This is a genomic window from Amycolatopsis rhizosphaerae (genome assembly GCF_007713715.1).
GTDB classification, from domain to species: Bacteria; Actinomycetota; Actinomycetes; order Mycobacteriales; family Pseudonocardiaceae; genus Amycolatopsis_E; species Amycolatopsis_E rhizosphaerae.
In genome coordinates, this window is sequence record NZ_VJWX01000206.1 from 1 (window position 1) to 12077 (window position 12077).

At 69.9% G+C, this 12077-nt stretch carries 12 protein-coding genes; 7 read left to right on the plus strand and 5 right to left on the minus strand.

Going from position 1 to position 12077, the window contains the following annotated elements; genetic code table 11:
• Positions 1 to 247: 247 nt before the first annotated feature.
• Positions 248 to 1705, minus strand: coding sequence for an MFS transporter (locus tag FNH05_RS20255; protein ID WP_144590282.1), 1458 nt, complete (start codon positions 1703 to 1705; stop codon positions 248 to 250).
• Positions 1706 to 1790: 85 nt separating this feature from the next.
• Here FNH05_RS20255 and FNH05_RS20260 point away from each other — a divergent pair, with 85 nt between their 5' ends.
• The 6 genes from FNH05_RS20260 (at position 1791) to FNH05_RS20285 (ending at position 7039) form a co-directional block, all read left to right on the plus strand.
• A complete protein-coding gene (locus FNH05_RS20260; RefSeq protein WP_144590283.1) occupies positions 1791 to 2123 on the plus strand; it encodes an ArsR/SmtB family transcription factor in 333 nt (110 codons plus the stop codon).
• Positions 2124 to 2375: 252 nt separating this feature from the next.
• Positions 2376 to 3764: a spinster family MFS transporter gene (locus FNH05_RS20265; protein WP_186382644.1), complete on the plus strand. Its 1389-nt coding sequence runs from the start codon at positions 2376 to 2378 to the stop codon at positions 3762 to 3764.
• Positions 3761 to 4867 (plus strand): NAD/NADP-dependent octopine/nopaline dehydrogenase family protein, encoded by a 1107-nt coding sequence (locus tag FNH05_RS20270; RefSeq protein ID WP_144590284.1) that lies wholly within the window; start codon positions 3761 to 3763, stop codon positions 4865 to 4867. The genes FNH05_RS20265 and FNH05_RS20270 overlap by 4 nt, the downstream gene beginning before the upstream one ends.
• Positions 4864 to 5877 (plus strand): 3-hydroxyacyl-CoA dehydrogenase NAD-binding domain-containing protein, encoded by a 1014-nt coding sequence (locus FNH05_RS20275; protein ID WP_144590285.1) that lies wholly within the window; start codon positions 4864 to 4866, stop codon positions 5875 to 5877. Before FNH05_RS20270 ends, FNH05_RS20275 begins: the two co-directional genes overlap by 4 nt.
• Positions 5874 to 6428 carry a nuclear transport factor 2 family protein gene (locus tag FNH05_RS20280; RefSeq protein WP_144590286.1) on the plus strand — a complete coding sequence of 185 codons (555 nt, stop codon included), beginning with the start codon at positions 5874 to 5876 and terminating at the stop codon, positions 6426 to 6428. The genes FNH05_RS20275 and FNH05_RS20280 overlap by 4 nt, the downstream gene beginning before the upstream one ends.
• Entirely contained in the window at positions 6425 to 7039 is a 615-nt protein-coding gene (locus tag FNH05_RS20285) for a response regulator transcription factor (RefSeq protein WP_144590287.1), read from the plus strand. Before FNH05_RS20280 ends, FNH05_RS20285 begins: the two co-directional genes overlap by 4 nt.
• A gap of 12 nt (positions 7040 to 7051) precedes the next feature.
• On the opposite strand, the gene FNH05_RS20290 is transcribed toward FNH05_RS20285, so the two are convergent.
• The 4 genes from FNH05_RS20290 to FNH05_RS20305 all read right to left on the minus strand — a co-directional run bounded on the left by FNH05_RS20290 (position 7052) and on the right by FNH05_RS20305 (position 10775).
• Positions 7052 to 8317 carry an amidase gene (locus FNH05_RS20290; protein ID WP_144590288.1) on the minus strand — a complete coding sequence of 422 codons (1266 nt, stop codon included), beginning with the start codon at positions 8315 to 8317 and terminating at the stop codon, positions 7052 to 7054.
• Positions 8314 to 8592 (minus strand): hypothetical protein, encoded by a 279-nt coding sequence (locus tag FNH05_RS20295; RefSeq protein WP_246127851.1) that lies wholly within the window; start codon positions 8590 to 8592, stop codon positions 8314 to 8316. Before FNH05_RS20295 ends, FNH05_RS20290 begins: the two co-directional genes overlap by 4 nt.
• Before the next feature lie 24 nt (positions 8593 to 8616).
• Positions 8617 to 9129 (minus strand): flavin reductase, encoded by a 513-nt coding sequence (locus FNH05_RS20300; RefSeq protein WP_144590289.1) that lies wholly within the window; start codon positions 9127 to 9129, stop codon positions 8617 to 8619.
• Positions 9130 to 9257: 128 nt separating this feature from the next.
• Positions 9258 to 10775, minus strand: coding sequence for a PAS domain-containing sensor histidine kinase (locus tag FNH05_RS20305; protein WP_144590290.1), 1518 nt, complete (start codon positions 10773 to 10775; stop codon positions 9258 to 9260).
• Positions 10776 to 10932: 157 nt separating this feature from the next.
• On the opposite strand from FNH05_RS20305, the gene FNH05_RS20310 reads away from it, so the two are divergent.
• Positions 10933 to 12077: acyl-CoA dehydrogenase family protein (locus tag FNH05_RS20310; protein ID WP_246127852.1), on the plus strand; the 1145-nt coding region annotated here is incomplete at its 3' end.

Below are 12077 nucleotides of genomic sequence, written 5' to 3' on the forward strand. Positions count from 1 at the left end.
CGACTCGCCCGGCGCGCGCCCCTTCCTCCGGGCGTGTCCCACCCTCAGGCGCCTGTGTCCCACCGTGAGGACTGGGGCTGGTGCCCCTCAAGGCGGGCATCGGCGTTGGGGCAATGGGCCTGGACCCCGGTCCAGGTCGTTGATCGAGATCCAGCCGAACCCGATCGCCTTCGGATCCTTCACACCGGCTGAGAGAGCGAGGAGGTCCGGCTGCCCGTGCCTTGGCGGTCGGTGATGAGCACTGTGTTCACGCCCTCGCGGGAACCAGGTCGGGCGTTTCGCGTTCCACCTCGGCTGCGGAAGCGGCCGCGGCCCGGAGCAGCACCCTGACGAGGGCCGCCATCACCAGGATGATGCCGAGCGCGACCCAGGCGGCCAGCTCGGCGGCGGGGGCGTAGGCGGCTCGGCCCGGGTGGTCGCCGAGCTTGGCGAAGAAGAGGGCGCCCAGCACGGCGATGCCGGTCACGCTGGCGAACTGTTGCGTGGTGGAAAGCATGCCCGACGCGATACCAGCCTGGTCGGGCTTGACACCGGCCATCGGAGCGCCGATCAGGGACGGCAGGATGAGGCCGTTGCCGATGCCCATCAGCGCGGTGGAGACCAGCAGCACGGCCTGGGAGATCCCACCGCCCTGTATCTGCAGGCCGGCCGCCACGATCAGGACGCTGACGGCAGTGATCAGCGAGCCGATGGTCAGCACCCGCAGACCGTGCTTGGCGACCAGGCGCTTGCCGGACAGCGAGGCGACCATCGCGAACACCGCGGTGGGAGCGAAGATCAGGCCCGCGTGGAGCGCGCTGAACCGGAGCCCGGACTGCAACAGCAGGCTGAGGCAGAACAGGTAGCTGGTGAAGAAGGCCATGAACGCCGCGTTGATGGCAAGCCCGGCGTTGAAGACCTTGCTGCGGAACAACGTCAGGTCCAGCAGCGGCCGGCCGCCGGTGCGCGCCACCCGGCGCTCCCACAGCAGTGCGGCGGTCATCGCCGGGACCGAGGCCACGAGCAGGGCCCACGCCCACACCGGCCACCCCGTCTGGCGGCCCAGGACCAGCGGCACCAGCGCCAGCGCGAGAGAACCGGAAATGCCGAGGACACCGATGCCGTCCAGGCTCGGCCGCCGTCCCGACGTGGCGGTGGGCAGCAGGCGCAGCGCGAAGGCGAGGACGACGACGCCGACCGGGACGTTGACGAAGAAGATCACCCGCCAGCCCAGGTCGAACAGGTTCGACACCAGCAGCAGGCCGCCAAGGACCTGGCCGCAGACGCCGCTCAGGCCGCCGGTCACGCCGAACCAGAGGAGGGCGCGCGGGCGTTGCTCCGGCGTGAACGCGGCCATGATCAGGGCGAGCACCTGCGGCACCATGCCGGCCGCGGTCAGCCCCTGCAGCATCCGGAAGATCACCAGCTCCGTCGAGTTCTGTGCGAGGCCGCACAGCACGGAGGCGACGGTGAAGCTCGTCATTCCGAACAGGAACATCCGCCGGTAGCCGAACAGGTCGCCCAGGCGCCCGCCGAGCACGAGTCCGGCCGCGTAGGTGAAGACGTAGGCGCCGACGACCAGTTCCAGGGCCGCCTCGCCGGCGCCGAGGTCCGCCTGGAGCGACGGGATCGTCACGTTCACGACGTTGCCGTCGAAGCCGTACATGAAGAAGGCGGCCAGTATCACCGGCAGCATCAGCCATCGCCGGTCCTCGGTGGTGCTCATCCCACTCCCTTATGTCGAAAATCATCGAACGTCGAAGATCGTCGAACAGTATCACGAGATTCGACATTGGCCTAGGATGGAAGGCATGAGTGTCGTGCTGGAGCAACCCCACCCGCCCGTGACCGATCTACGGTTGTCGAAGGTTCTCGCCGCGCTGGCCGACCCCGGGCGCCTGGCGACCGTCCGGGCCCTGGCGCAGAAGGGCGAATCCCCGTGTACCCGGCTGCAACAGGACGCCGGGCTCCAGATCAGCAGGTCCACGTTCTCGCATCACCAGAAGGTGCTCCGCGAAGCCGGGATCCTCCTGGTGCGCGTTCATGGGGCGGAGCGGATCCTGTCGCTGCGCCGGGACGACCTGGACTCGTGCTTCCCCGGACTGCTGGACCTCGTGCTCGACACCCCGGAGAACCTGGTCTGACCGCGACGGACGGCGGGACGCTGAAAACGCGTCAACGCCCGGAGGAGGCGTTCGCCGGTGCGCCGTCCGGCTCATCGGCGGACCTCCCCGCCGTGTAGGGGATTTCCTCATCCGGCTCGGGGGGACCTTCATGGCCCTAGCGGGAAACACCAGTTGTGGCGGCGATCACCCATAATTAGCGTACCGGACACGCCATCGTTAGCCGATTTCGGCGGGCCTTGGCGAAGGAGCCGGAATGCGAAGGGACCGCGGATGACCGAGGAGTTTCTGCCGGAGCAGGGGAAATCGTATCGGTATCAATGGTACGTGGTGGCGGTCTGCACGGCCGCCTATGTCTTCTCGTTCGTCGACCGGCAGATTCTGTCGCTGATGATCGAACCGATCAAGCGCGACCTGCACCTCACGGACACCCAGTTCAGCCTGCTCAGCGGGCTGGCGTTCTCCCTGCTGTATTCGTTCATGGGGTTGCCCATAGCGATCCTGGCGGACCGGCGGTCGCGGCCGTTGATCATTTCGATCGGTGTTGCCTTCTGGAGCCTGGCCACCGCCGTCTCGGGGCTCAGCAAGGGATTCGTGCACATGTTCCTGGCCCGGATCGGGGTGGGAGTCGGCGAGGCCGCGCTTTCCCCCTCCGCGTATTCGATGTTCAGTGACATGTTCCCGAAGAACAAACTCGGCCGGGCGTACGGAACTTACTCGCTGGGGTCGTTCATCGGCGGCGCCGCGGCCTTCGTCATCGGCGGTTACGTGATCAACCTGCTCAAATCGGTCGACACCGTCGCGTTGCCGCTGGTCGGCGAGGTGCGCAGCTGGCAGGTGACGTTCCTGATCGTCGGGCTGCCCGGGTTGCTGCTGGCGTTGCTCGTGTTCCTGACCGTGCGCGACCCGGACCGCAAGGGCCTCAAGCGCGACACCGACGGCGGCGTGCAGAAAGTCGCGCTGCGCAACGTGTTCGCGTTCCTGTGGGGCCACCGCAAGACCTTCGCGTCGCACTACCTCGGCTTCTCGTTCTACGCGCTGGTGCTGCTGGGGATGATGGCGTGGACCCCGGCGTTCTACATCCGCGCCTTCGGGCTGACCCCCACCCAGGCCGGTTACCTGCTGGGTGTCGTGGTGCTGCTGGCCAACGGCAGCGGTGTGCTCTTCGGCGGCTGGCTGATCGACATGCTGGCCAGGCGCGGGCACCCGGACGCCGCGATGCGGGCCGGGGTGATCGGTGCGCTGGGCATGGTGGTCCCGGTCATCGCGTTCACGCAGGTCGGGGTCTTGTGGGTGTCGCTGGTGCTCCTGGTGCTGGCCATGTTCTTCGCATCGTTCCCGATGCCCGCCTCCACCGCCGCCATGCAGGTGCTCAGCCCCAACCAGATGCGCGCCCAGGTGTCGGCGATCTTCCTGCTGATCTCGAACCTGATCGGACTGGCGCTGGGCACCACGCTGGTCGCCCTGGTCACCGACCGGGTCTTCGGGAACCCGAAGATGGTCGGCTCTTCACTGTCCATTGTGTACGGCCTGGCGTCGGTGCTGACGATCGTGCTGCTGGGGACCGGCTGCAGACACTTCCGGCGCAGCCTCGCGCTGGAGAAGCGCGACGCCGAGGCGGTCAAGGGAATTCCGGCACGGGAAGAAGGAGCCGCGAGGTGAAGGTCGCAGTCCTTGGTGGTGGGCACGGTTGCTGGGCCGCGGTGGCGGAACTCGCCGAGACCGGGCACGACGTGCGGTGGTGGCGGCGCGACGCGGATGCGCACCGGGACGTTCTCACGGCGGGGGCTATCACGGTCCGCGACCACCGTGGTACACGACAGGTGCCGGTGGGCGAGGACGACGGTGCGATCCGGCCGGTCACCGAACTCGCGGAGGCGGTGCGCGAAGCCACGCTGATCGTCGTCCCGCTGCCCTCGACCACCCATCAGGACCTGGCAGCGCGGCTCGCCCCGCTGCTGGCCGACGGTCAGGTGGTGTTCCTGCCGCCAGGCACCCTCGGCTCCGTGCTGTTCGGCAAGGCGATGGCCGAAGCGGGCAACCTCGCCGACGTCGCTTTCGCCGAAACGGGCACGCTGCCGTACTTGGCCCGCAGGCACGGCGACACCGAAGTGGTGGTCAGCGGCTACGCGACCCGCCTGCCGACCGGGGTGTTCCCGAGCAGGCTGGCTGGTAAGGCGTTCGATGTCCTGCGTGCGGCGTACCCGAGCGTGGAGGACGCCGGGGACGGGCTCAGCGGAGCGCTGATGAACGCGGGGCCGGTCATCCATCCGCCGCTGATCCTGATGAACGCCGGGCCGCTGGAGCACTTCGACGCCTGGGACATCCACAACGAAGGCACCCAGCCGTCGATCCGCCGGGTGACCGACGCGCTCGACGCCGAGCGCGTCGCGCTGCGCGAGTCGCTGGGCTACCAGGCCCCGCACTTCCCCTTGGCCGACCACTACGCCACGGACGGCGAGGAGTGGATGTACGGCCGCGCCGCGCACGAGAAGCTGACCGACAGCGGGGACTGGCGCGAAAAGATCGACCTGCTCGGCCACCGCTACCTGCTGGAGGACACCCGCCTCGGCCTGTCGCTGCTGGTGTCGGTGGGCCACTGGGCCGGGGTGCCGGTGCCGGTCGCCGAGGGCCTGTTGACCATCGCCTCGGCGGTGACCGGCCGCGATCTCTACGCCGAGGGACGCACGCTGGAGAGCCTGGGGCTGGCCGGGCTGTCCCGGGACGAACTGGCGCGGCTGCTGCGGGAGGGCTTCGCGTCGTGACCGACGAGATCGCGGTGGTCGGTGCCGGCCGGATGGGTGAGGGTATCGCGCTGGCCTTCCTGGCGGCCGGCCTGCCGGTCGTGCTGGCCGACGTCAAGGACCGGACCGCGCGGGAGCACCGCGCCCATGCCGAACGGGTTCGTGCTCACCTGGCGGAGCAGCTGAGCGTCAAGCTCGGCGACGACGCGGCGCTCGCCGGGCTGACGGTGTGTGGCCGGGAGCCCGCGGGGCTGGCCGGAGCGGCCGTGGTGTTCGAGGCGGTGCCGGAGGTCCTGGAGACCAAGCGGGACGTGCTGGGCTGGGTGTGTTCCCAGGTCGGCGCATCAACGGTGATCGCGTCGACCACGTCGACGTTCCTGGTCACCGAGATCGCCGAGCTGGTGGACCGGCCGGGCCGGGCGGTCAACGCCCACTGGCTCAACCCCGCCGACCTGATGCCACTGGTCGAGGTGAGCCGCAGCGAGGACACCGATCCGGACGCGGTGTCGCGGCTGACCGGACTGCTCGAACGGGTCGGCAAGATTCCGGTGGTGTGCGGGCCTTCCGCCGGCTACATCGTGCCCCGGTTGCAGGCGCTGGTGATGAACGAAGCGGCGCGCATGGTCGAGGAGGGCGTGGCAGGCCCCGCGGACATCGACCTGGCGGTGCGGGCGGGGCTCGGCCCGCGCTTCTCGGTGCTCGGTCCGCTGGAGTTCATCGACTGGGGTGGCGGCGACATCCTCTACTACGCGTCGCGCTACCTGGCGGCGCGGCTCGGCGAACGATTCCGGCACCCGGACATCATCGAGGAGAACATGGCGGGCCACCGCCGGGGCCTGCGGGACGGCGCCGGCTTCTACCACTACGACCCCGGCGGCGTCGCGGAGTACCGTGCGGCGCGGATGCGCGAGTTCGAGGCGATCTTCCGCCTGCGTGGACCCCAGCTGCGCGGCGGCACCGGGGTGCCGGTCCGGCCGGAGACCGGAGACGACCGTGCCGACCACCGCGGCGGGAGAGGACAACGAGGATGACCGAACACACCTTGGCAGCACTGAGCCGCAGGGTGGAGGTACTGGAGGGCGAGGCCGACATCCGTCGTGTCCAGGCTCGGTACATGTTCCTGTGTGACACGCCGATTCCGGAGTACGGCGTGCAGGACGACGCCGAGCGGATCGAGCTGATTCTCGAGCTCTACACCGAGGACGCGGTGTGGGAGGGGGTCGGTGAGTACTACGACGGGCAGTTCGGGCGTGCCGAGGGCAAGCAGGCGATCCGCGAACACTTCCAGCGGTTCTGGGGCGAGAAGCGGGACCCCGCGCTCCTGCTCAACGCGCACTACCTGACGTCGGAGCAGATCCACGTCCACGGTGACACCGCCGACGGCCAGTGGATCCACATGCAGCCCTGGCTGTTCTCGGACGGGAAGTCCCTGCTGCGCTCGAGCAGGCTCAACAACACCTTCCGGAAGGAGGGGGGTGTCTGGCGGATCACCCGCACCCGTACGGAGAACGTGTTCGTCGCGCCGCTGCCGGACCATTTCGCGACCGACCACCCGTCGGTCTCGGTACTGTCGAAGCCATGACGGAGGAAGCGGTCGTCCACATCGTGGACGACGACGAGGGACTCCGGCAGTCGCTGGCGTTCCTGCTGGAGAGCGTGGGAATCCAGGCGCTGACCTATCCGGACGCCGGTACCTTCCTGGCCGAGTTCGACCCGGGGGAGCCCGCGGTGGTGATCGTCGACGTGCGCATGCCCGGGATGAGCGGCTTCCAGTTGCAGGAGGAGCTGACCGAGCGCGGCTATCCCGCCCCGGTGGTCTTCTGCTCGGCCCACGGCGACATCCCGATGTCGGTGCGCGCGCTCACGCGCGGCGCCGTGGACTTCCTGGAGAAGCCTTATGAGCAGCAGAAAATCCTCGAAGTGGTGCAGCGGCAGCAACAACAGGCGCGCCATCGGTTCGCCGTGGACGCCGAGCGCCGTGACGTGGTCCGGCGCCTGGAGTTGCTGACCCAGCGCGAACGGGAGGTCTTGCGGCTGGTCGTGGAAGGGCTGTCCAGTCAGGTCGTGGCACGGACGCTGGGCACCAGCGTGAAGACGATCGACGTGCATCGGGCGCGCATCAAGGCCAAAACCGGTGCGCAGAGCCTGGGGGCACTCGTTCGCGACATCCTCACCCACCGCGTGGAGGTGTGACGAAGGGGGTGTTCAGTTCGCCAGTGCCCGCTCGACCCAGCATCCGGTCGCGAGGAGTGCGGTCTCCTCACGGTCGCGGCCGATCAACTGCACCCCCAACGGCAGTCCGTCCGCAGTGGACAGTGCGGGTACGGAGAGCTGCGGGACGCCCAGCGCCTGCCACGGGCGGCTGAGCACGGGGTCGCCGGTCGAGGCGAGACCGAGCGGTGCGGGCCCCGGCGCAGCGGGGCCGAGGATCGCGTCGTACGACCGCATCAGGCCGGACACGGTTTCCGCCGCCGCACCCACGCTCCGTCGCGCCCGCTGGTAGGCGCTTTCCGGGGTGGAAGCCCCCGTGCGGAGCAGGTTCGCCAGTGCGGCGCTCAGCCGGTCGGCCTGGTCCCGCTCGACGGCCCGCTCACGCGCCGCCTCGTAGGCCATCACCACCGGATGGGCGACGGCCACATCGGCGATCAGCCGCTCGTCCGGGAACTCGTCCACCACGGCACCCGCGGCGACCAGTCTGCCGAGGACAGCGTCCAGCGCGGCCCGCATCGCGGGCTCGACGACGCCGAGCGGGGTGGCGCTCCACAGCAGCAGGCGCGCGGGGCGCGCTGGTGCCGCTGCGGCGTCCGGTTCCCCCGTCAACGCGGAGAAGGCCAGCGCCAGATCGGTCACGCCCGCCGCGTACAGGCCGTGGCTGTCCAGGCTCGGGCTCAGCCCGGTCACCCCGTCGACGGGGAACCGCCCGTGGCTCATCACCATGCCCGCGACGCCGCAGTACGAAGCCGGCCGGATCACCGAGCCCGCGGTCTGCGAGCCGAGTGCCAGTGGCACTTGGCCGGAAGCGACGGCGGCCGCCGAGCCGCTGGACGACCCGCCGGGAGTGTGTCCCGGAGCGCTCGGATTGCCGGTGGGCCCGGGAGAGAAGAAGGCGAACTCGGTGGTGACCGTCTTGCCGACCGGGATCGCACCCGCTTCGCGCCACGCGGTGACGATCGAGGCGTCCGACGGGGCGGGCGCAGCGGCTTCGCGAAGCCCGGACCCACAGCGTGTGGGCAGGCCCGCGACGTCGATGATGTCCTTCACGCCGAGCGGTACCCCGCCGAGGGGGCCCGATGCGACCGGATCCGGTCGCGCGTCGAGTTCGACCCACGCGTGCACCGCGGAGTCGGTGGCCGCGATCCGCTCGCGGGACCGTCGCAGCGTTTCGGCCGGGCTCGACGTGCCCTGCCTCAGTTCGGCGGCGAGCTCACGCAGTGACCACGGTGCACGGAGGCGTGTGGTTTCGGGGCTCATTCTTCCTCCCAAGCGGCGTCGGCGACCCAGTAGTCCATTCCGTTCTCGCTGACCCCATGGCGCCAGGGGGACGTCCGGCGCAGCGTGGGTTCGACCTTCGCGGTCGCGGCGTCGGCCGCGTCCGGGCCGTCTTCGCACACCTGCCAGTGCACCCAGTCGAGCTCGCGACCAGCGGCGTCGTGCACGAACAGGTCCACGTGCCGCCAGCCGTAGCCGTGCGTGTCGTTGTAGCAGGTCAGCGTCATCCGGCCGATGCCGGCGTCGGCACTGTCCACGGTGTCTTCCTCCTGAACGGCCGCTCAGGCGGCCGTAGTCGTGGCGCCGACGCTGTGGAACCGCCGCCGGAAGTACACCAGCGCTCCCGGGTCGTCGCTGGTGATCACCGTGTCGATCTCGACGAACAGCACGGAATGCGAACCGGAAACCTGTTCCGCAACGATGGTTCCCACCACCGAGGCGCAGGCCCCGGAGAGGACGGGAACGCCGTGGGTCGCCAGGTCCCATCGGCCATCGGTGAACCGCTCGGCGGTCGGCACCTTGGTGGCTCCGGCGAAATGCCGTGCGAGGTCCTCGTGACCGGCCCCGAGCACGTTCAAAGCGAGCTTGCCGTTGCCGACGAGGATGTCGTGCGAGCGGCTGGCCCGGTTCACGCAGACCAGCACGGTGGGTGGGGAGTCGGTGACGGAGCAGGCGGCGCTCACGGTCATGCCCGCCCGGCCGTGCGGGCCGTCGGTGGTGACCACGTTGACCGCGGCCGACAGGTTCGCCATCGCGGCGCGGAATTCGGCCTGCTTGCGGGGCGGCTCGGGCACGACTCCTCCAGGGCGATCGGGCGGGCGTTCGAGGCCCGCTGCGGTATGTGCCGGAAACCAATCGAACGTACGTCGGGCCGGGGCGCATCCGGTATTGAAAGTATTTCTCCTGCCGGTAAGGGTTTTCCTTATCCGAACCGCGGAGCCGCGTCCTCCCGCGCGAGCGGCAGCGTGAATCCGAAGCGGGAGCCACCGCCGTCACGCCGCTCGGCCCAGATGCGGCCGTGCTGGCGGGTGATGATCCGCTGGGAAAGCGCCAGTCCGATCCCGCTGCCGTGCTCCTTCGACGTGAACGGCTGCGCGAACGGGTCCCGGCGCACCCCGCGGCCGAGGTCGTCCACAGTGAGCACTCCTTCGCCGCCTTCGGCGCCGATGGTGAGTACCATGACGCGCCGATCCGGTGCGCACGCGGCCATCTCGTCGATCGCGTTGAAGCACAGGTTGAGCACCACTTGGCCGGTCAGCACCCGTTCGCAACGCACGGGTACCGGGCCGGGGTGTTCGTGCACGACCACGTCGACACCCGCCGCCTCGGCCCGCAACCGAACGAAGTACAGACATTCGGTCAGCACGTCGCCAAGGTCCACGACCTGGCGCACGTGCTCCAGGTGCCCGACGAAAGCGCGCAGCGCGGCCACGATGGCGCTCGCGCGGTCGATCTGCCGCCGGGCGCTGTCGATGCCGAAGACCAGATGCCGCGCCGCGGTTCCGGCCGCCTCGCCGGTGGCCGCCGGCGTTCCGGCGTGCCGGGAGGCTCCTCCCAGGAAGTTGCCCGCGGCCGCGAGCGGCTGGCCCAGCTCGTGTGCGATCGCCATCGCCATGTCGCCCATCGCGTGATAACGCGCCAGATAGTTCTCCTGCTGCAGCTCGCGTTCGCGGCGGACCTCCTCCTGCACCCGGCCGGAGACGTCGTGCAGGATCATCAGCAGCGCCTCCCCGCTGGTCTCCTGCAACCGTTCGAGGCTGCCCTCGAGCCAGACCGGCTCTTGCGCCCGGGAGAGCGCGAGTTGCACGGTGGTCACCGGGGCGGCGCGGTCGAAGACCTCCTGCCAGCTGGACGGGCGACCGGCCAGCCGCAGGGCGCCGTAGCGCTCCAACGGGCCCAGCGGCCCTGCCGAGTCGGCGCCGAGAATTTCCAGCGCGGTGTCGGTCGCGAACCGGAGCATGCCGGCGCGGTCCAGCATCAGCGCGATGGTCGAGGTCCGGTGCGCCAGCGCGTCCATGTACGACGTCGCCATCCTGAGTTCCTGTTCGATCTCCTGCTCGCGCTCGATATCGCGGAACTGCACCATCACGGCGGGGCCCTGCGCGAGCTCGACGCGGATCGCGATCGCTTCGGTGGGGATCACCCGCCCCGAGCGCGAGCGGTAGTGCCATTTGATGCTGGTGGCACCCTTGTCCACCGCGTCCTGCAGCCAGGCCCGGCCGAGCACGCGGTCGTACTGGCGCGCCGAACTGCTCATGTCGGGCGCCTTGAGCGGCCGGAGCTCGCTCACGCTCCACTCGAGCATCTCGCAGGCCGCGGGGTTCGCCCAGAGGATGTTCTTCGTCGCGGCGTCGTGCACCAACACGCACATCCGGCTCGCGTTGAGCATCGCCACGAAGTCTTCCGTCACCAGCTCAGGAGCTCGCGGATCCACCTGCATCGGGTCAGCGTAAGCCGCGCGCACCGGCCTCGCGCTGAAGGAATCCCTTATTCGAGGGGCGGGAATCCTCATGCCGGTCACGGGCATCACCACTTCCGCCCGATGTGCCCGCTGCCTACCGTCGAGGGACAACCCACGACGACGAGGAGGCGCGCTGGTGTACGGCCCGGACGCCGGAACCCCACCCGCCCGAACGGCAGCAGGCTCCGCGAGTGGCGCCGTCGGCTTCGACGACGTGCTCGCCGAGCTCGCCGAACGGCGGCAGGAGTTCCATGAGCAGCGCTACGTCCCGAAAGACTTCATCGCACGGCTCAAGCAGATCGGCATCTACCGGGCGGCCACGCCGAGCAGGTTCGGCGGGGAACCGCTCCCTCCTGCCGAGTTCCTCGACCGCATCGAGCGGATCTCCGCGGTCGACGGCTCCACCGGCTGGGTCGCGAGCTTCGGCTCCGCACTGGTCTACCTGGCCGCGCTGCCGCTGGAGACCCAGGCCGAGCTGTACCGCGACGGCCCCGATGTCGCCTTCGCCGGCGCGCTGTTCCCGATGCAGCACGCCGAACCGACCGAGCGCGGATTCCTGGTCGACGGGCACTGGAAGTTCGCCAGCGGTTGCATGGGTGCCGACCGCATCGGCGTCGGCCTGCCGGGTGACGAGGACTCCGACGGCAAGCCCCGCACCGCCGTGCTGCTGCCCGAGCAGGTCGAGATCGTGCGGGACTGGGATGTCGTGGGAATGCGGGCCACCGGGTCCTTCGATGTCGTGGTGCGGAAGGTCGAGGTGCCCCGCGAGTGGACCTTCATCCGCGGCGGCAGGCCGACCGTGGACGAGCCGCTTTACCACTACCCGGCGATCGCCTACGCGGCGCAGGTCCTCGCCGTGGTCGGCGCCGGCGTGGCGCTGACCGCACTGGACTACGCCAAGCAGGTCGGCGGGGGCTACAGCGGTGTCACCGGCGCTCCCAAGCTCGCCGACCGGCCGTACTACCGCACCCGGGTCGCCGGTGCGGAGGCGGAACTGCGCTCGGCTCGCGCCTGGTTCTACGAGGTGACCGACGAGGTCTGGCAGCACGTGCGGCGCGGCGACACCGCAACCGACGACCAGAACGCGCTGCTGCGGCTCGCCTCGGCCCAGCTGGCCAAGGTCTCGTCGGCGGTGGTCAACAGCCTCGTCGAGGTCTCCGGCACCGCGCCCATCTACACGAGCCACCGGCTGCAGGATCTCGCCGGTGACGCACTGGTGCCCAAGCAGCACGCTTTCCTCGGCCCGGCCATCTACGACGCGGCCGGTGCGGTGCTCATGGG

Bases quoted from the DNA above. Each gene is read 5' to 3' on its own strand.
- FNH05_RS20255 (WP_144590282.1), bottom strand. From the start codon at position 1,705: ATGAGCACCACCGAGGACCGGCGATGGCTGATGCTGCCGGTGATACTG.
- FNH05_RS20260 (WP_144590283.1), top strand. From the start codon at position 1,791: ATGAGTGTCGTGCTGGAGCAACCCCACCCGCCCGTGACCGATCTACGG.
- FNH05_RS20265 (WP_186382644.1), top strand. From the start codon at position 2,376: ATGACCGAGGAGTTTCTGCCGGAGCAGGGGAAATCGTATCGGTATCAA.
- FNH05_RS20280 (WP_144590286.1), top strand. From the start codon at position 5,874: ATGACCGAACACACCTTGGCAGCACTGAGCCGCAGGGTGGAGGTACTG.
- FNH05_RS20285 (WP_144590287.1), top strand. From the start codon at position 6,425: ATGACGGAGGAAGCGGTCGTCCACATCGTGGACGACGACGAGGGACTC.
- FNH05_RS20290 (WP_144590288.1), bottom strand. From the start codon at position 8,317: ATGAGCCCCGAAACCACACGCCTCCGTGCACCGTGGTCACTGCGTGAG.
- FNH05_RS20305 (WP_144590290.1), bottom strand. From the start codon at position 10,775: ATGCAGGTGGATCCGCGAGCTCCTGAGCTGGTGACGGAAGACTTCGTG.